This window comes from Erythrobacter sp. W302b (assembly GCF_046452395.1).
In the GTDB taxonomy this organism is placed as follows: Bacteria; Pseudomonadota; Alphaproteobacteria; order Sphingomonadales; family Sphingomonadaceae; genus Erythrobacter.
The window spans coordinates 2,781,662-2,799,433 of sequence record NZ_JBKFDH010000001.1; the positions used below are offsets into that span (position 1 = coordinate 2,781,662).

A 17,772-nucleotide genomic window follows, 5' to 3' on the forward strand; every position below is an offset into this window, starting at 1 on the left:
ATGGGTCAGACTCCGCCTTTCGTGCTGCTTGACGATGCTCGCGCCGGGGAAAATGCCGCCGACGCGCTGCTCTACGCAGCGCCGCGCGCGCTGTTCGTGGCGCATCGGCCGGACGAGGTGGACAGCGTTCTCGCTGCAGCGGAGGCTGCCCGCATGGCAGAGGGCGGCTCGCTGGCGGGCTATATCGCCTATGAAGCGGGCCTCGCGCTGGAGCCGAAGCTGGCAGGCCTTGCCGCCGCGCGCAGCGGCGCGGCGGGGCCGCTGGTGTGGCTCGGCCTGTTCGATCCGCCCACGCGCATTGCAGCAAGCGATGTGCCCGGCTGGCTCGCCGCGCGGGCGGAGGGCAGCGGCACGCTCGGCCCGATGGAGCCGCAACTCTCCCCCGGCGGATACGCAGCGGCGTTCCATGCCCTGCGTGAGGCGATCCACGCAGGCGATATCTATCAGGCGAACCTCACCTACCCCCTCGCGGGATCATTCCGCGGCGATCCGGTCGGGCTCTATGCCGCGCTGCGCGATGCCGCGGCGGCGGGCTATGGCGGGCTCATCTTCGATGGTTCGCACTGGCTCTTGAGCTTCTCGCCCGAACTCTTCGTCGCGCTCAATGGCGCGGAGGCCAAGGTGAAGCCGATGAAGGGCACGCGCCCGCGCAGCCCGGAACCAGCGGCAGACGCGGCGCTGGCGGACGACCTCGCCACCTCGGTGAAGGACCGCGCGGAGAACCTGATGATCGTCGATCTGATGCGCAATGACCTGTCGCGCGTGGCCGAGCCCGGCTCCGTCCATGTCGATGCGCCCTTCGCGGTCGAGAGCTATCCGACGGTGCACCAGATGGTCTCCACGGTGCGCGCGCGGCTCAGCCCCGGCAAGGGGGCGATGGATCTGGTGCGGGCGCTGTTCCCCTGCGGTTCGATCACCGGCGCGCCCAAGATCCGGGCGATGGAACTGCTGGGCGAGGTGGAGCGCGATGCGCGCGGGCCCTATTGCGGGGCGATCGGGCGGATCGATGCGGACGGGACGGCGGCGTTCAATGTCGCGATCCGCACCCTGCGGCTCACCCCCATCGAAAACGGGCAAGGGTCAGCGGTGCTCGGCATCGGCTCGGCGATTGTGGCGGATAGTGATGCGCTGTCCGAACGGCGCGAATGCGAGGTCAAGGCCGGCTTCCTGCGCCGCGCGGCACCCGGCCTCAACGCGCCGCAATGCGACCTGATCGAGACGATGCGGTTCGAACCGGACAACGGGATCGCCCTGCTCGAACTTCACCTCGCGCGGATGAAGGCGAGCGCAGCGGCGCTGGGTTTTGCCTTTGATCGCCATGCCCTGCGCAACCAGATCCAGGCGCTGTGCTTCGAACTCGACGCCCCGGCGCGCGTGCGGCTGCTGGTGTCGCGCTCCGGGGCGAGCGCGCTCGAAACCGCGCCGCTGCCCGCACCTTTGGGCGAGCCGGTGACAGTTGCCGCGCTACCCCATCCGCTTGATCCATCGGACTGGCGGCTGATGCACAAGACCTCCGACCGGGGCTTCTACGACGAGGCCTTGGCGGCCGCGCGCAGCTTTGGCGCGGACGAGGCGCTGCTGGTGCGCGGCGATGGACTGGTCACGGAAGGCAGCTTCACCTGTGTCTTCGCGGACGGACCCGACGGTGTGCTGCTGACGCCGCCCGCTCACCTCGGCCTGCTCCCCGGCGTGCTGCGCGCGCACTTGCTCGCCGAGGGCAAGGCGCGTGAGGTGGCGCTGACGCTGGACGATCTCGCCAGCGGCTTCTGGATCGGCAATGCGCTGCGCGGAATGATGCGGGCGGAGCTGGTCTGAACTTCAGCCGCGCGGGACAGGCTTAGACAAGCATCGGGCGAGCGGTTAGTGGGGCCCATGGCTGATATCAAAATTCTCTACGAAGACGGTGAAGCGCTGGTGATCGACAAGCCTTCGGGCATGTCGGTCGATCGGCCGCGCAAGGGCGGAATCTGCCTGGAAGACCACCTTGAGCGGTTGAAGCTGGGCTTCCAGCGCCCGCCTGTCGCGGTGCACCGGCTCGACACCGATACCAGCGGCTGCCTGCTGCTCGCCCGCAATCCCAAGGCGCTCGCCCGGTTCAACAAGGCGTTCGAGGAGCGGCTGGTCGGCAAGACCTATCTCGCCATCCTCGCCGGGCATCCGCAGGGGACGGAAGGGACAATCGCGCTTTCGCTGTCGAAGATCAGTTCGGCGGAAAAGGGCTGGCGCATGATCCCGGCCAAGAAGGGCAAGCCGGCCATCTCGCACTGGGAGCTGGTGGACGAGCTGGGGCCGCACAGCCTGATCCGCTTCCGCCCTGAAACTGGCCGCACGCACCAGCTGCGGGTCCACGCCTTGGCGGGCCTCGGCCTGCCGCTGCTGGGCGATCCGATCTATGGCGCGGGCAATGCGCCGGGTGCCAAGCGCACGATGCTCCACGCCGAAAGCCTGACTGTCGCCCGCCCCGGCAAGAGCGCCATCGAAGCGCGCGCCGCGCTGCCGAATGATTTCCTCGCTCTGGGGGCGAAGGATGGCGGGGCGACGGATGGATGACGATTCGCCCGAACCGCTGAGCGCCCGCGCGATCCGTCTGGCGAGCGAGAGCTTCCTCGCAGGCTCCGGCCCCGGTGGGCAAAACGCGAACAAGGTCGCGACCGAAGTCGAACTGCGGGTGAATATCTACGCGCTGCGCCTCAGCCCGCCGGTGTTTGCGCGGCTGCGCCAGCTGGCCGGTGCGAAGCTGGCGGGGAATGGCGATCTCATCATCACGTCCAAGGCGCACCGGACGCAGGAGGCCAACCGGCAGGATGCGCGCGGCAAGCTGGCGGCGCTGCTGGAGGAGGCCCAGACCGAGCCCAAGCGCCGCGCCAAGACCCGCCTCAACCGCGTGGGCAAGACCGAGCGGCTCAAGGTCAAGAAGGTGCGCGGCACGGTGAAGGCCAATCGCGGCAAGCCCAGCAGCGCGGACTGGTAAGCGCGGGCCCAACCCTGCCTTGACTTTTCCCTGTGAATCGGCGAATGGCGCGCCCGTGTGGCGGTGTGCCGGGCCTTCCGGGCGCGCCGCTATTTGCTTTTTTAGCCCTGCGTGAAATGTTCGCCGGGCCGACCCAGTTGACAGGAACCCGCCATGGCGAAGCCCACCACCGTCAAGATCCGCCTCGTCTCGAGCGAGGGCACCGGCTTCTTCTACGTGACCAAGAAGAACCCGCGCAACATCACCGAGAAGATGAGCTTCCGCAAGTACGATCCCGTGGCGCGCAAGCACGTTGAATTCAAGGAAGCCAAGATCAAGTAAGATCTGGCTCCCGCGCTCTTCCTCACGGCGGGGCGCGATAATTCATCGACAGTTCAAGCCCGCGTCCTTAGGCGCATCGGCATGACAACACCCATCGCTTCCCTTCGCACGCTCGCCATCGGCCTCGGGGCCGGTGCGCTGGCGCTTGGCCTTGCCCCGGCTGGCACGGCCCCGTTGACTGCCCCTGCTGCGGCGCAATCCGCGGCCCAGTCCGCCACCAACCTCGACAAGGTGGTCGCCGCGCTGCGCGGCATTTCCACCATGAAGGCCGACTTCACCCAGACCGACCGCCAGGGCACGACCCTGCGCGGGCAGATGACGCTGAAGCGCCCGGGCAAGATCCGCTTCGACTATGGGAAGGATGCGGATTTCCTCGTCATCTCGAACGGCAAGTCGCTCTACGTGATCGATTACGAGGTCAATCAGGTCGAACGCTGGCCGATCGGCAATTCGCCGCTGGGCGCGCTGTTCGATCCTGATCGCGATGTGAAGAAGTTCGGCAAGATGGTGCCGACCAGCAATCCCAACGTGCTGAGCGTGGAAGTGCGCGATCCCAAGAAGCCCGAGTTCGGGATGATCACGCTGATCTTCACCAAGAACGCCGCGGCACCCGGCGGTTTGCAGCTGACCCACTGGGTCGCGCTCGATGCGCAGAACAACCGCACCAAGGTGGTGCTGTCGAACCAGCGTTATGGCGTGGCGGTTGCCGACAGCACGTTCACCTTCAAGGACCCGCGCCGCTCAACTCGTCGTCCAGGATGAACGGCGGCACGGCGAGTTGTTGTAAGAACGCGACAAAATTCTCGTCGTGTTCATGTGAATGAAAGCCGGGACGGGCTAATCATTCTCAACAAGGCGGCTCGAAGGGAGGTTTCCCCCCTGTTGCCCACCCTTCGGAATTGGGCCTGCCTTGTACAAGCGTGACGAACGCTCCATGGAACCCTCGACCCACCGCCCCCGGGTCGAGGGTTTTTTGGTGTTTGGGGCGTTTCTTGCGCCCGCCTGCGGCGCGCGAAATCCTCGCTCATGCGGCCTGAAGGCCGCATCGCTGCGGGCGGCCGGTCGGCCTTGCGGCGTGGCTACGCCCGCCGGTCAGCGCGATAAAGCAGCCTTCGCTCTTTACTCCGCCCAGCCCAGCGCCTTGCGGATGATCGCGTAGATCACGTTCTGCTCGATCACACCGCGCACCCGGTTCGCGCCGGGGCCGGTGGCGAACAGGGCGACGTCCTCGCCGCCGTGGGTCTCGCTGCCGAGCGGCACCAGCGCCTGCTGGCGGGCCTTGATCCCGGTTTCGGGCATCGGTCGGCCATGATCGTGGTCATCATCGTCATCGCCCTGCTGTTTGGCCAATAACCCGCCCGGCCCGTTGGCATAGCCCAAGGTGGTGTAGGGCTTGCCGTCCGCAGCGAGCAGGGGCGATGTGCCGTCCCCGCCATCCTCGCCATTGCCCTTCGGCGGGACGACCAGACCGAGGATGTCGTTCCCGCGCTGGGGATAGCCCGCGATCGTGAAGACGTGGCTGTGATCGGCGGTGACCATGATCAGCGTTTCGGCGGGATCGGTGTTGTCGACCGCATATTGCACCGCGCGCGCGAACTCGACCGCCTCCTCCAGCGCATAGCCCGCCTGCCCCGCATGATGCGCGTGATCGATCCGGCCACCTTCGACCATCAGGTAGAACCCATCAGGATCGGCCTTCAGCCGCGTGATCGCCTGCGCGGTCATGTCCGTCAGGGTCGGCTCGGGCGAATCCGCCTTGCGGTCAGCCATGAAGGTCAGGTGACCGGGGTTGAAGAGGCCGAGCACCGGCTTGTCCAACGGCGCGGCGGCCAATTCGGCGGCGGTCTTGACCACCGTGCCGTCGTTGGCCGCGACCCACTGGTCGGGCAGATCGGCCCCGGCATCGATTCGGCGGCCAGTGCGATCCTTGTCCTTGCCGTAGAACACCGCCGTGCCGCCGCCCAACGCGACATCGAACTGGCTCTCCGCCAATTGCAGCGCGATGTCCTTGCAGCCCTGCCCCTGCTGGTCGGCGGGGATGTTGGTGTCGCTCTCCCAGTCACGATCCGCGCTGCGCGCATAGACGCTGGCCGGAGTCGCATGGGTCAGGCGCGTCGTGGTGACGATCCCGAGCGCGAGGCCGCGCTGTTTCACTTCCTCGCCCAGCAAGGGCAAGGGATGGGCGAGCGCATCCTGGCACACGCCCTTTTCCGCCTCAGGCCCGATGCCGAGCACCCCGATGCGGGTCTTGGTCCCCGAATGCATCGCGGTCGCCGTGCCGGCGCTGTCGGGCACCTGCGCATTGGTGTTGTAGGTCTTGACCAGTGCCAGGTTGTCGAACTTCTCGAAACTGAGGCGGTTTTCCTCCCCCGTCTCGCCGCGCTTCTGCCCTTCGTAGATGCGCGCGGCGGTGATGGTGGAGATGCCCATGCCGTCACCGATGAACAGGATCACGTTCTTTGCCCGCTGCGGCGCGGGGGCTTGAGCCTTCGGAGCGGGACGCGCATCGCCCGTGCCGCTGGTGTTGATGGTGGTCACACAGCCGCCCAAAGGCAGGGCTGCGGCCAGCAGAGCGATCATCGCGCGGGTCGTGGTCATCGGCGTTCTCCTCAGGCTGCCCGCTATCGGTTGGCGATGGGACGGTAAAGCGATGATCGCCATCCTAGTGGCTGGATTTTGGTGCCACCCATGCCTAAGTCCGCTGCCATGCTGACTGTCGCCACCTGGAACATCAATTCAGCCCGCCTGCGCGTGGGCCTGATCGAAAAGCTGCTCTCCGAGGCCGCGCCCGACATCCTGTGTCTGCAAGAGATCAAGTGCGAGAGCCACCTGTTCCCGGCCGAGGCGCTGGCGGCACTGGGCTACACCCATCAGGCGGTGAGCGGGCAGAAGGGCTATCACGGCGTCGCCACGGTCAGCCGCGTGCCGATCCGCGAACTCACCCGTCACGATTGGCAGGACAATGGTGAAGCGCGGCACATCGGGGTCGAGGTGCTGGGCAAGGACCTGCTGATCGAGAACGTCTATGTCCCGGCGGGCGGCGATGTGCCGGATCGGGAGGTGAACCCGAAATTCGGCCAGAAGCTCGATTTCCTCGGGCGGATGACGAAGTGGGCGGACAAGCTTGACCGGCCCACGCTGATCGTCGGCGATTTCAACATCGCCCCGCTCGAAAGCGACGTGTGGAGCCACAAGCAGCTGCTCAAGGTCGTCAGCCACACGCCGATTGAGGTCGAGACGCTGGGCCGGTTTCAGGACGCCCACGGCTGGATCGATCTCGGCCGCCAGCACGTCCCCGCCCCGCAGCGCTACTATTCCTGGTGGAGCTACCGCAATCCCGGCTGGCAGGAGAACGACAAGGGTCGCCGCCTCGATCACATGTGGGCCTCACCCGCGGTGGCCAAGCAGGCACGCGCGCACCGCGTGCTGGAAGCCGCGCGCGCTTGGGAGCAGCCGTCCGATCACGTGCCGCTGATCACGGAGTTCGACCTCTGAGCGAGCCGCCCTCCCCGTCCCGCCGCGCGGCACAGGCGGTGGATGCGCTGCGTCACGGCTGGCCGCTGGCGTTCGCGGGTGGGCCGGTTCTTCTGCCGGTCGAGACCGCCATCGCACAGGGAGCCAGCGCGCCGCGAATGCTGATCTCCGCCGCCCGCGCCGCGACGCTGAAACTCGCCAACCAGCGCGAGGCTGCCGTGCCGCACGCGCCCGTCCTGATTGCAGGCGGCGAGGATTTCACCATGCGGGACGCCCTGCCGATCGCCGATCCGGCGCTCGATCTGGGCAATCCGTTGAAAGGCCCGTTCAAGGCAGTGACGCTGAACTGGGAAGAGTCCGCCCGCGCCGCGCTGGAACTGGCGCGGATCGCGGGAATCCTGCCGGCCTTTCTGGTCGATCCGGTGGACGCGGGCGAGGCGCAGCCGGTCGCCGTTTCCGATCTTGCCGCCTACTCCGCTGCGGGCGCGCTGCGGATCGTCACCCGCGCCCGCCTGCCCGTCAGCGCCTGCGAGGACGCCGAGATCGTCGCCTTCCGGTCCGCCGCTGACCTGCGCGAACACGTCGCGCTCGTCATCGGCAAGCAATCGGGCGACCGCCAGCCGCTCGTCCGGCTGCATTCCGAATGCCTCACCGGCGACATCCTCGGCAGCCTCAAATGCGACTGCGGCCCGCAACTCGACGCCGCGCTCCACGCGATGGCGCACGAGGCGCGGGACAGCGGGGGCTGGGGCGTGCTGCTCTATATGCGGCAGGAGGGGCGCGGGATCGGGCTCGTCAACAAGCTGCGCGCCTATCGTTTGCAGGATCAGGGTTTTGATACCGTCGAGGCCAACCAGCGCCTCGGCCTGCCGGACGAGGCCCGCGATTTCCCCGTGGCGGCGCGTATGCTGGAGCTGCTGGGCGCGCGGACGATCCGGCTGCTGACCAACAACCCGGCGAAAGTCATCGCACTGGAAGCCGCGGGCATCACCGTGACCAAGCGCGTGCCGCACCAGCTCCCCGAAAACCCGCACAATGCGAGGTATCTGGCGACCAAACGGGATCGCTCGGGGCATTTGCTGACGTGAGCACCCTCGCCATCCGCCCCGAACGTGAGGGTGACGAGGCCACGATTCACCGTCTCACCGAAGCCGCCTTTCGCGACATGCCCTTCAGCGAGGGTGACGAGCAGCACCTCGTCGACGCGCTGCGCCGCGACGGCGATCTCGCGCTGTCGCTGGTCGCCGAGGATGGGACGCGGATCGTCGGGCACATCGCCTTTTCGCGCGTGGCGATCAGCGATGGCACGCCCGACTGGTACGATCTTGGCCCGGTCTCGGTCTGGCCGGACCTGCACAGGCAGGGCATCGGCAGCGCACTGATCCGGCACGGCATCGCGACCTTGCGGATGCGCAGCGCGGCGGGGATCGTGCTGCTCGGCAGTCCGGCCTATTACGGCCGCTTCGGCTTTCGGCACGAGCCGCAACTACGCTACCCCGGCCCGCCACCCGAATATTTCCAGTGCCTCGTGCTGACAGGCGATCTGCCCATCGGCGAGGTCACTTATGCCCCCGCTTTCCGCGCCGGCTAGCGCTGCTCGTACGGTGTGATCCCCGCCGCGAGCGTGTTGCCCTGCATCACGATCCGCGAACCCGTCCAGTCGGCCAAGAAAGCGGTCTGGCGGGTCAGGCCGGGCACGAAGCGGGCTTCGTTGTTCACCACCTGAAGCCCGTCCGACGGGTGGAGCAGGTCTTCGGCCCCGAGCGCAATGAAGGCCGAGTAATTCTCCTTGTCGCGCCCCTGCACGAACCAGTTGTCCGCGATCCGGCCGACGCTGCCGGCGGGCAGATCGATCATGTAATTGGTGCCGCGCCCGCCCGCATCGTCGAAGCTGTTGCCCTCGATCACGACCTCGGTGGCCCGCGCCTTGAGGTAATGGCCGCCGGTGCCGCGCTCGAACCGGCTTTCGCGCACGGTCAGCGAGCCGATGTCGCCGATATAGAGCGAATGCGCGCAGCCTGCGTCATTCTCGCAGGTGCCAAGCCCGGTGAAGGTCGAACGGGTGATGTAGACCCGCATCGACGGATTGGCGGCGCTCAGGATGCCCTGCTGGCTGTTCTCGAACCGCGCATAGGCGACATTCAGCGCGCCCGCTTCGAGCCGGATGCCCGCGCCATTGCCATCGGCGACATTGATGTTGCTGAAGGTCAGCCCGCGGATTTCGGCGCCGGTGCCGCGCAACACCAGCGAGGCCTTGCCCTCGCAGGCGCGGCCCGCCAGCGTGACGGTGCCAGGCTCGGCGGCTTCGTAGATGATCACGCCCTCTTCCTGCACCGCGCATTGGCGATAGGTGCCGGGCGCGATGCGGATCGTGGCGCGGGTGTTGCCGATATCGCTGACCGCGTCCTGCAAGGTGCGGTAGCTGCGCCCGGTTTCGACCACGGTGAAGGCCCCGGGAACAGGCTGGGCCAGCAGCACGGCGGCAGGGAGCGCGGCCGTAGCAGCGGCAGCAACAAGCGCGGAAAGGGCGAGGGCGTGGTTGCGGGTCATGCGCGGCAGCCTAACCGACAATGGTTAAAGCGCGATTTGCCGCTTGGCGTATCCCCCTTGGCTTGGCTAAACCCCCGCCATAGCCTGACCGACGAGAGGACCCTACCCGATGCGCAAAGCTGCTCCCTTTACCGCCCTTGCCGGCGCCGCCCTGATGCTCGCCGCTTGCGGCAGCGCCGATGATGCCTCGACCGAAGCAAGCGCCGATACCGTGGAGATGCCCGCCGACAGCGCGCTCGCGCCGGTGGCGGAGGTCCCGGTGGCCGATCCGTCCGCTACGGCGACTGACGCGCCCGCCGTGGACGCCGAGACCACGGCCACCACCGAACAATCGGCCGAAGCCGCCGCCAATGTCGCTGCCGAAGCCGCGGCTGCGGCTGAAGAACCGGCCGAATAAGCCGCGCAATGCCGCGCTGGCCAATCGCCGTCAGCCTCGCCCTCACCCTCGCTGCGTGCGGGGGTGAAGGCGCGAGCGCGCCGGGCGGGGTCAGCGCGGGCGAGGCCAAGGCGCTTGAGGATGCGGCCGCGATGCTGGACGAGCGCCGCCTGCCGCCCGAGGCGCTCCCCTCGGATGCGCCTGTGCCAGCCCCTGCCGAAATGACAGGCGACGCAGCCGCTCCGCGCAAGTAGGCGCGAGCAGGCCAGCCTGCCTTCCTGCCCAAGGATGATTGCTCACCATGAATGCCCCCACCAATCTCGCCGCGCCGACGAACCCCGGCATGGACGAGGAGACCTTCGAACAATTCGCCGAACAGCTGAAGCGTTACGTCCGCGAACGGCTGATCCCGGCCGAGCCGCAGGTGATCGCCGAGGACCGCATCCCTGACGAGATCGTCAAGGAAATGCGCGAGATGGGGTTGTTCGGCCTTTCGGTGCCCGAGGAATATGGCGGCGCGGGGCTCAACATGACGCAATATGCCCGCGTCGTGAACATCATGGCCTATGCCGCACCCGCCTACCGGTCGATCTTCTCGATCAATGTCGGGATGTTCGCCAGCGCGCTCAAGAACGGTGCGACCGAGGCGCAGAAGGCCGAGTGGTATCCGAAGATCGCGGAAGGCCGGATCGCCTGCTTCGGTCTCACCGAACCGGGTTCGGGCAGCGACAGCGCGGCGATGGCGACCACCGCCACGCCTGACCCGGACGGCAATGGCTGGATCCTCAACGGGACCAAGCGCTACATCACCAACGCGCCCCACGCAGACGTTGCGCTGATCATGGCGCGCACGAACAAGGAGGCGCTGCCCAAGAACGCCCATGTCAGCGCGTTCCTCGTGCCGATGGACTCACCGGGAGTCTCGCGCGGGAGCCCCGACAAGAAGATGGGGCAATCAGGCTCGCACATTTCCGACATCATGCTCGACGATGTGCGGGTGCCGGGGGATGCGCTGCTCGGCGGCGAGACCGGCAAGGGCTTCGTCTTCGCGATGAAGAGCCTCGACAACGGCCGCATCAGCGTCGGCGCGGCGGCGACCGGCTATGCGCGGCGTGCGCTCGACTCTGCGCTGCGCTACGCCAACGAGCGCAAGGCGTTTGGCGAACCCATCGCCAACTTTCAGCTGATCCAGCAGATGCTCGCCGACAGCGAGATCGAGATCTACGCCGCCGAAGCGATGATGAAGGACGTCACGGCCCGCGCCGACCGGGGCGAGAACATTCTCGTCAAGGCCGCCGCCTTCAAGGTCTTCGCCTCCGAAATGTGCGGCCGCGTGGTCGACCGCGTGGTGCAGGTCTACGGCGGCGCAGGCTATCTCGCCGAATACGACGCCGAACGCTTCTTCCGCGATGCGCGTATCTACCGCATCTACGAAGGCACGACGCAGATCCTGCAACTCCAGATCGCCAAGCACATGCTGCGCGAGTGGGCGGCCAACGCCTGAGATGTACAACCTTCTCAATGACCTGAGCATCGTCGAAGTCTCGAGCTTCGTCGCTTCGCCCACCGCCGGGCTTTACTGCGCGCAGCTGGGCGCGGAGGTGATCCGCGTCGACCACAAGGCGGGCGGGCTCGATTACAACCGCTACATGCTGACCCGCGAAGGGCGCTCGCTGAGCTGGGAGAACCTCAACCGCGCCAAGAAGTCGGTCGCGCTCGATCTGCAATCGCCCGAGGGGCGCGAACTCTTGGTCGAATTGGCGGCCAAGGTCGGCCAGTGCATCACCAACCTGCCCGAGCAGTCCTTCCTCAGCCACGCCGCTATGCAGGCGCGGCGGGCCGACATGATCTCCCTGCGCGTCATGGGCTGGCATGACGGGCGGCAGGCGATGGATTTCACCGTCAACGCCGCCGCCGGCTACCCGCTGATGTGCGGGCCGGAGGAGTGGGACCCGGCGACTGCCCCGCCCGTCAACCAGGTGCTCCCTGCGTGGGATTTCATCACCGGAGCCTACGGCGCCTTCGCCATGCTCGCCGCGCTGCGCCACCGCGACCGGACGGGCGAGGGCAGCGAGGTGCGCCTGCCCTTGGGCGACGTCGCTATCGGCACCATGGCCAACGCGGGGCTGATGGCCGAAGTGCTCTATCGCGGGGGTGACCGTGAGCGGCTCGGCAATGCGATCTGGGGCGCGTTCGGGCGGGATTTCCGCAGCCGGGACGGGGTGCGCTTCATGGTCGCCGCGCTCACGCCCAAGCAGTGGAGCGGGCTGGTCAAGGCCTTCGGATTGCAGGACGGCATCGCCGCCCTCGAAGCGCAGCACGGCGTCCGCTTCGCCGATGGCGACACCCCGCGCTTCCAGCACCGCGCCGCGCTGTTCGATCTGTTCCAGCGCGCTGCCGAGACGATGGACTACGCCACGCTCGAAGCGCGGATGACCGCCGAGACCTGCACCTTCGAGCGCTATCGCACAGCCTACGAGGCGGCGAATGACGCGCAGCTGGTGGCGAACAACCCGCTGTTCGGCCCCGCTCCTGCCAACCCGAGCAGATTTGATTATCCTGCCACCCGCAGCTTCGCGAACCTGCCGGGCCGCGAGGCGGGCAACCCCGCACCCGCGCCCTATCTTGGCGAGCATTCCGAAGAGGTGCTGGCCGACAAGCTGGGCCTCTCCTCCGGCGCGATCGGCAAGCTGGTCGATGCGGGGACGGTGGCTCTTTCGGATCAACACACCACCCGTTCGCCCTGAGCTTGTCGAAGGGCCGCATTTCTTGAAGAGAAGGGCAGGGCTTCGACAGGCTCAGCCCGAACGGAGTTAAACCTATGTCCTCTCGTCGCGCCGCCATCGTTTCGCCCCTGCGCACCCCCGTGGGCAAGTTCCTCGGCGGGCTTTCCAGCATGAACGCGGGCCAGTTGGGCGCGGTGATCCTCAAGGCGCTGATGGAGCGATCCGGCATCGATCCGGCGCGGGTGGATGACGTGGTCTTCTCGCAAGGCTACGGCAATGGCGAGGCGCCCGCGATCGGCCACTGGAGCTGGCTCGCGGCGGGGCTGCCCATCGAAGTCCCCGGCTTCCAGCTTGACCGGCGCTGCGGTTCCGGCGTGCAGGCGGTGGCGACGGCGGCGATGATGGTCGAGACCGGGATGGCCGATGTCGTGGTCGCGGGCGGCGTTGAGTCCATGTCGAATGTCGAGCACTACACCCTTGCCGCGCGCGGGGGTGTGCGGATGGGCGACATGGTGCTGCATGACCGCCTCAGCCGCGGCCGGGTGATGAGCCAGCCGGTCGAGCGGTTCGGGGTCATCACCGGCATGATCGAGACCGCCGAGAACCTCGCCAAGGACTACGGCATTTCGCGCGAGGAGGCCGATGCCTTCGCGGTCCGCTCGCACCAGAACGCGGCCAAGGCCTGGGCCGAGGGCAAGTTTGCCGAGCAGCTCGTCCCCGTCACCATTCCGAGCCGCAAAGGTGACCCGGTGGTGTTCGACCATGATGAGGGCTACCGCACCGATGCCTCGATGGAGACCTTGGGCAAGCTCGCCCCGATCGACCTGCGCCGCGACCCCGAAGCCATCGTCACCGCGGGCAATGCCAGCCAGCAGAACGATGCGGCGGCCGCCTGTCTCGTGGTCGCGGAGGACAAGCTCGAGGAACTGGGCCTTACCCCGATGCTGTGGTTCGGCGGCTGGGCGGCGGCGGGGTGCGACCCCTCGCGCATGGGCATCGGCCCGGTGCCTGCCGTGGAGCGCCTGTTCGAACGGCGCGGCTATTCGTGGGACGATATCGGGCTGGTCGAACTCAACGAGGCCTTCGCGCCACAGGTGCTCGCCGTGCTCAAGGGCTGGGGCTGGTCGGCGGACGACAGCCGCCGCGACATCCTCAACGTCAACGGATCGGGCATCAGCCTCGGCCACCCCATTGGGGCGACCGGGGGACGCATCCTTGCCGACATGGCGTACGAAATGCATCGGCGCGGGGTGCGCTACGGGCTCGAAACGATGTGCATCGGCGGCGGTCAGGGCATCGCGGCGGTGTTCGAGCGCGCCGAATGACCTTCGAGGCGTGGATCGGGCGCGAGACGCGCGCGACGGACCGGCTCGACGAGGGGCTGGCGACACGCTGGCTCGCCACCTTCAATCTCGCGAAACCCCTTCCGCCGATCATGCCGCAGGGCATCCATTTCGCGCTGTGCACCCCGCAGGCCCCCAGCGCCACGCTCGGCGAGGATGGGCACCCGGCGCGGGATGACAGCCCGGACAGCTTCCTCCCGCCCTTCCCGATGCCGCGCCGGATGTGGGCCTCCTCAAAGATCGCCTTCCATGCCCCCATCGCCATCGGGGCCGTGATCGAGCGCGTCAGCAAGGTCGCCTCGGTCAGCGAGAAAGAGGGCGGATCGGGCCGCCTCGCTTTTGTCGATGTCGAGCATGTCACCAAAGCCAACGGCAGCATCGCGGTGATCGAGACCCAGACGCTGGTCTATCGCGAGGCCGCCGCGCCCGATGCGCCGCTCAGCCCGCCGCCGCTAGGTGACGGACGATTCGACCCCACAGGCTGGGATGCGCACCGCACTCTCACCCCCGACGCGCGGCTGCTGTTCCGCTACTCGGCGCTGACCTTCAACACCCACCGCATCCACTACGACGCGCCCTATGCCGAAGGGGTTGAGCGCTATCGCGGCCTTGTGGTGCACGGCCCGCTGACCGCAAGCCTGCTGCTGCAACTCGCCGCGCGCGAACTCGGCGAGAACCGGCTGCGCAGTTTCGCCTTCCGCGGTCTCTCCCCCGCCATCGCGGGCGAGTCGCTGCATCTGGTGATGCGAAAGGGCGAAGCGGGGTATGAGCTGGCGGCGTTTGCGGGCGACGGCCGGCAGGTGACGCAGGCGAGCGCGGGGGTCTAACCCGCCCTCCTCTTCAGAGGAGGGCCGCGAGACTTGGCCGCTCGCGGCCTAGTCGCAGCGGGGTGGTGAATGCGGCAGAGCGCGAGGCTGACGCGCCGCGCCACCACCCCCAACCCCCTCCTCTGAAGAGGAGGGGGCTATCCGCTCACCCCTCCCAATCAGGAATCGGCTTCAGCACTTTGAACTTTTCCTTCGCCGGCTCGCGCCCCAGATCGGGGAAGTCGATCGCATCCGGCTCAGCGTGGGTGTCGGGAATGCGGCTGAGCAGATCGCGCACCAGTGTCAGCCGCCCGCGCCGCTGATCGTTGAAATCGACCAGTGTCCACGGCGCGTGATCCGCATGGGTCGCCTTCAGCATCGCCTCGCGCGCCTTGGTGTAATCGTCGTATTTTGCACGCGCGGCGAGGTCGATGGGGGAGAGCTTCCAGCGTTTCAGCGGATCCTCCAGCCGCTCACGCAGGCGTTCTTCCTGCTTGTCCTGATCGGCGGCGAGCCAGTATTTGAACAGCAGGATGCCGTCATCGACCAGCAGCTTTTCGAACAGCGGCACCGCCTTCAGGAAGGCCTCGACCTGCGCCGTATCCGCGTAACCCATGACCTTCTCGACGCCCGCGCGGTTGTACCATGAGCGGTCGAACAGCACGATTTCGCCGGCGGTGGGGAGGTGGGCGACATAGCGCTGGAAATACCACTGACCCATCTCCGCCTCGGTCGGCTTGCTCAGCGCCACCGTGCGGCACTGGCGCGGGTTCAGTTCCTGGCGCACTGCGCTGATCGCACCGCCCTTGCCCGCCGTGTCGCGCCCTTCGAACAGCACCACGACCCGCGCAGCCGTAGCCTTGACCCAGCGCGCCATGCTCACCAGTTCCAGGCTGAGCGGTTCGAGCGCCGCCTCGTAATCCTTGCGCTTCATCGCCATGGCTGTCCCTCCTGTTTGTGCTGCCTTCGCAAAGGTAGTATCATCTGCAACGATATGGCCACGCTCGCAGACCCCCAGCCCGATTTCGCCATCCTGCCAGACATGGCGGCGGATGTCTTCACCGCGCCGCTCGTAAAGCCCGCCCACGTGGGCGCGGACTGGCTGGAGCCTGCGCAGACCGCCTACACCGCCGAGGATCACGCCGTCTGGGACGATCTGTTCGCGCGCCAGATGGAGGTGCTGCCGGGCCGCGCCTGCTCGGCCTTCATGGCGGGCCTCGAAAAGCTGGATCTCGGACGCGGGGGCATACCCGAATTCGGCGCGCTGTCCGAGGAACTGGGCGCGCTCACTGGGTGGAGCGTCGTGCCGGTGCCGATGCTGATCCCCGATCACGTGTTCTTCTGGCACCTCGCCAACCGCCGCTTTCCGGCGGGCAACTTCATCCGCACGCGCGCAACCTTCGATTACATCCAGGAGCCGGACGTCTTCCACGACGTGTTCGGCCATGTCCCGATGCTCACCGATCCCACCTATGCCGACTACATGCAGGAATATGGCCGCGCCGGGTGGAAGGCGATGCGCTACAACCGGCTGAAGGCTCTGGGGGCGCTCTACTGGTACACGGTCGAATTCGGGCTGATCGAGGAGGCGGGCTCCGTCCGGGCATACGGCGCAGGCATCCTCTCCGGCCCGACCGAAGCGCGCTTTGCGGTGGAAGCGCAAAGCCCCAACCGCATCATGCTCAATGTCGACCGGGTGATGCGTACCGATTACGTGATCAGCGACCTGCAGCCGACCTACTTCGTGATCGAAAGCTTTGCGGACTTGTATCGGCAGACGGTGGAGCGCGATTTCGACCGGCTCTATCGCAGCCTGCCGGCCGGGTTCACCTATGCGAACAGCGCGGTGATCGATGTCGACAATGTGCTGCACCGGGGGACGCAGGAATATCACCTGCGCGGCGGTCGTGGCAGCGGGGCGGTGCCGGTCTAGGGGACCGGGGCCCGAGGTCGAAAGGAATTACGCTTTCGCGCCGCGCCGGGCGACAGCGTGATACAGCACCAGCGCAACCCCGGTCGCGGCCAGCGCGATGCCGAGGCTGAGGAACGAGAGACTGCCGATCATCGTGCCGTCATTGGCGATTTCGCCCGCGACCACCGATACCGCCATGCCGAGTGCGACCTGCCGCAGGATGCTGCCCGGCGCCTCGGTCCGCGCGAGGATCGAGGCCAGCCAGCCCAGACTTGCCCCCAACACGATCAGCACCAGCAACGCCATTTTGTCTTCAGTCTCCGTCTTCGCCGCCGCGCGGCGGTTCGACTCCCTAACCAGTGGAGCGGCAAGCGGTTCCGGGAAAGTGCTCTAACGCCAGGTCAGCCAGGCCAGACCGGCGAGGCCCAGCACGATGCGATACCAGGCAAAGGGGGCAAATCCGATCTTCGTCACCACGGCCACGAAGATCTTGACCACCACCAGCGCGGTCACAAACCCGGCGATCGAACCGATCCCGATCAGCTGCGCATCGTCCGCGGTGAGGTTCGACCCATGCTTGGCGAGCTGATACACAGTCGCCCCCGTCAGCGTCGGCACCGCGAGGAAGAAGCTGAATTCGGCGGCGGTCTTGCGGTCCACCCCGAAGGCCATTGCGCCCAGAATGGTCGCGCCCGAGCGGCTGACCCCGGGGATCATCGCAAGACATTGGACCAGGCCGATCAGCACTGACGTGCGCAAGGGCACGCCGGCAACGCCCGGGCCTTCGGCGGGCGGGTTGGCCCAGCGCTCCACCGCCAGAATGGCGACGCCGCCCAGCACCAGCGACCAGCACACCAACACCGGATTGCCCAGCCAGCCCTGAATCACATCCCCGAAGACGAGGCCGAGCAGCACCGCCGGGAAAAAGGCCACCAGCAAGTTGCGCACGAAGGCCAGCGCGCCTTTCTCGAACCCGAACAGCCCCTTGGCGACATCCCAGAAGGTCCGCCAGTACAGCACCACGATGGCGAGGATCGCGGCCGGCTGGATCGCGATGTTGAACACCTCCCACTCATCCTGGTTGAAACCAAGGACCTCGGTGGCGAGGATCAGGTGGCCGGTCGATGACACGGGCAGAAACTCGGTCAACCCTTCGAGGATGCCGAGCAGGATCGCGGCTAAGGTATCGGTCATGGGGGCACCGCATCGACGAGGCGGCGCGGGGTGTCAAACCCAAACCTCGATTTCCCCGCCCCGGGCTTGACCCGGGGCCCCGCTTTCTTTCGATCAGAC

At 67.2% G+C, this 17,772-nt stretch carries 20 protein-coding genes; 15 read left to right on the forward strand and 5 right to left on the reverse strand.

Features of this window, described 5'->3' with window-relative positions:
* The 5 genes from pabB to ACLBKT_RS13165 all read left to right on the forward strand — a co-directional run bounded on the left by pabB (position 1) and on the right by ACLBKT_RS13165 (position 4,054).
* Complete coding sequence (pabB, locus tag ACLBKT_RS13145) at positions 1-1,815, forward strand: aminodeoxychorismate synthase component I (RefSeq protein WP_410183361.1); 1,815 nt, start codon at positions 1-3, stop codon at positions 1,813-1,815.
* 57 nt (positions 1,816-1,872) lie between these two features.
* Entirely contained in the window at positions 1,873-2,550 is a 678-nt protein-coding gene (locus ACLBKT_RS13150; protein WP_410183362.1) for an RluA family pseudouridine synthase, read from the forward strand.
* On the forward strand, positions 2,543-2,971 hold the full coding sequence (gene arfB / locus ACLBKT_RS13155) for an alternative ribosome rescue aminoacyl-tRNA hydrolase ArfB (RefSeq protein ID WP_410183363.1): 429 nt from the start codon (positions 2,543-2,545) through the stop codon (positions 2,969-2,971). Before ACLBKT_RS13150 ends, arfB begins: the two co-directional genes overlap by 8 nt.
* Before the next feature lie 153 nt (positions 2,972-3,124).
* The gene (gene rpmG / locus ACLBKT_RS13160; RefSeq protein WP_017664380.1) at positions 3,125-3,292 is read left to right on the forward strand and encodes a 50S ribosomal protein L33; all 168 of its coding nucleotides are present in this window, start codon (positions 3,125-3,127) and stop codon (positions 3,290-3,292) included.
* An 81-nt stretch (positions 3,293-3,373) separates the two neighbouring features.
* Positions 3,374-4,054, forward strand: a complete 681-nt coding sequence (locus ACLBKT_RS13165) for a LolA family protein (RefSeq protein WP_410183364.1) — start codon at positions 3,374-3,376, stop codon at positions 4,052-4,054.
* A gap of 357 nt (positions 4,055-4,411) precedes the next feature.
* On the opposite strand, the gene ACLBKT_RS13170 is transcribed toward ACLBKT_RS13165, so the two are convergent.
* A complete protein-coding gene (locus ACLBKT_RS13170; protein ID WP_410183365.1) occupies positions 4,412-5,890 on the reverse strand; it encodes an alkaline phosphatase in 1,479 nt (492 codons plus the stop codon).
* Positions 5,891-5,998: 108 nt separating this feature from the next.
* On the opposite strand from ACLBKT_RS13170, the gene ACLBKT_RS13175 reads away from it, so the two are divergent.
* Genes ACLBKT_RS13175 through ACLBKT_RS13185 form a run of 3 tightly spaced genes read left to right on the forward strand, consistent with a single transcriptional unit; the run spans position 5,999 to position 8,357 of the window.
* On the forward strand, positions 5,999-6,787 hold the full coding sequence (locus ACLBKT_RS13175) for an exodeoxyribonuclease III (RefSeq protein WP_410183693.1): 789 nt from the start codon (positions 5,999-6,001) through the stop codon (positions 6,785-6,787).
* Between the two features lie 38 nt (positions 6,788-6,825).
* Entirely contained in the window at positions 6,826-7,854 is a 1,029-nt protein-coding gene (ribA, locus tag ACLBKT_RS13180; RefSeq protein ID WP_410183366.1) for a GTP cyclohydrolase II, read from the forward strand.
* Positions 7,851-8,357, forward strand: coding sequence for a GNAT family N-acetyltransferase (locus ACLBKT_RS13185; protein WP_410183367.1), 507 nt, complete (start codon positions 7,851-7,853; stop codon positions 8,355-8,357). The genes ribA and ACLBKT_RS13185 overlap by 4 nt, the downstream gene beginning before the upstream one ends.
* On the opposite strand, the gene ACLBKT_RS13190 is transcribed toward ACLBKT_RS13185, so the two are convergent.
* Complete coding sequence (locus ACLBKT_RS13190; protein ID WP_410183368.1) at positions 8,354-9,316, reverse strand: right-handed parallel beta-helix repeat-containing protein; 963 nt, start codon at positions 9,314-9,316, stop codon at positions 8,354-8,356. The two genes, ACLBKT_RS13185 and ACLBKT_RS13190, sit on opposite strands and share 4 nt — an antisense overlap.
* A 109-nt stretch (positions 9,317-9,425) precedes the next feature.
* Between ACLBKT_RS13190 and ACLBKT_RS13195 the strand changes: the two genes are divergently transcribed.
* The 6 genes from ACLBKT_RS13195 (at position 9,426) to ACLBKT_RS13220 (ending at position 14,588) form a co-directional block, all read left to right on the forward strand.
* Complete coding sequence (locus ACLBKT_RS13195) at positions 9,426-9,713, forward strand: hypothetical protein (protein WP_410183369.1); 288 nt, start codon at positions 9,426-9,428, stop codon at positions 9,711-9,713.
* 8 nt (positions 9,714-9,721) lie between these two features.
* A complete protein-coding gene (locus tag ACLBKT_RS13200; RefSeq protein ID WP_410183370.1) occupies positions 9,722-9,946 on the forward strand; it encodes a hypothetical protein in 225 nt (74 codons plus the stop codon).
* Between the two features lie 47 nt (positions 9,947-9,993).
* Complete coding sequence (locus ACLBKT_RS13205; RefSeq protein ID WP_410183371.1) at positions 9,994-11,196, forward strand: acyl-CoA dehydrogenase family protein; 1,203 nt, start codon at positions 9,994-9,996, stop codon at positions 11,194-11,196.
* 1 nt (position 11,197) lies between these two features.
* Positions 11,198-12,439 (forward strand): CoA transferase, encoded by a 1,242-nt coding sequence (locus ACLBKT_RS13210; protein WP_410183372.1) that lies wholly within the window; start codon positions 11,198-11,200, stop codon positions 12,437-12,439.
* Positions 12,440-12,513: 74 nt separating this feature from the next.
* A complete protein-coding gene (locus ACLBKT_RS13215) occupies positions 12,514-13,743 on the forward strand; it encodes an acetyl-CoA C-acetyltransferase (RefSeq protein ID WP_410183373.1) in 1,230 nt (409 codons plus the stop codon).
* On the forward strand, positions 13,740-14,588 hold the full coding sequence (locus ACLBKT_RS13220; protein ID WP_410183374.1) for a MaoC family dehydratase N-terminal domain-containing protein: 849 nt from the start codon (positions 13,740-13,742) through the stop codon (positions 14,586-14,588). Before ACLBKT_RS13215 ends, ACLBKT_RS13220 begins: the two co-directional genes overlap by 4 nt.
* A 145-nt stretch (positions 14,589-14,733) precedes the next feature.
* On the opposite strand, the gene ppk2 is transcribed toward ACLBKT_RS13220, so the two are convergent.
* Positions 14,734-15,507, reverse strand: a complete 774-nt coding sequence (gene ppk2, locus ACLBKT_RS13225) for a polyphosphate kinase 2 (RefSeq protein WP_410183375.1) — start codon at positions 15,505-15,507, stop codon at positions 14,734-14,736.
* A 54-nt stretch (positions 15,508-15,561) separates the two neighbouring features.
* On the opposite strand from ppk2, the gene phhA reads away from it, so the two are divergent.
* The gene (gene phhA / locus ACLBKT_RS13230) at positions 15,562-16,500 is read left to right on the forward strand and encodes a phenylalanine 4-monooxygenase (protein WP_410183376.1); all 939 of its coding nucleotides are present in this window, start codon (positions 15,562-15,564) and stop codon (positions 16,498-16,500) included.
* A 27-nt stretch (positions 16,501-16,527) separates the two neighbouring features.
* On the opposite strand, the gene ACLBKT_RS13235 is transcribed toward phhA, so the two are convergent.
* A complete protein-coding gene (locus ACLBKT_RS13235) occupies positions 16,528-16,785 on the reverse strand; it encodes a hypothetical protein (RefSeq protein WP_410183377.1) in 258 nt (85 codons plus the stop codon).
* Positions 16,786-16,869: 84 nt separating this feature from the next.
* Positions 16,870-17,673 (reverse strand): undecaprenyl-diphosphate phosphatase, encoded by an 804-nt coding sequence (locus ACLBKT_RS13240; protein WP_410183378.1) that lies wholly within the window; start codon positions 17,671-17,673, stop codon positions 16,870-16,872.
* Between the last annotated feature and the right edge of the window lie 99 nt (positions 17,674-17,772).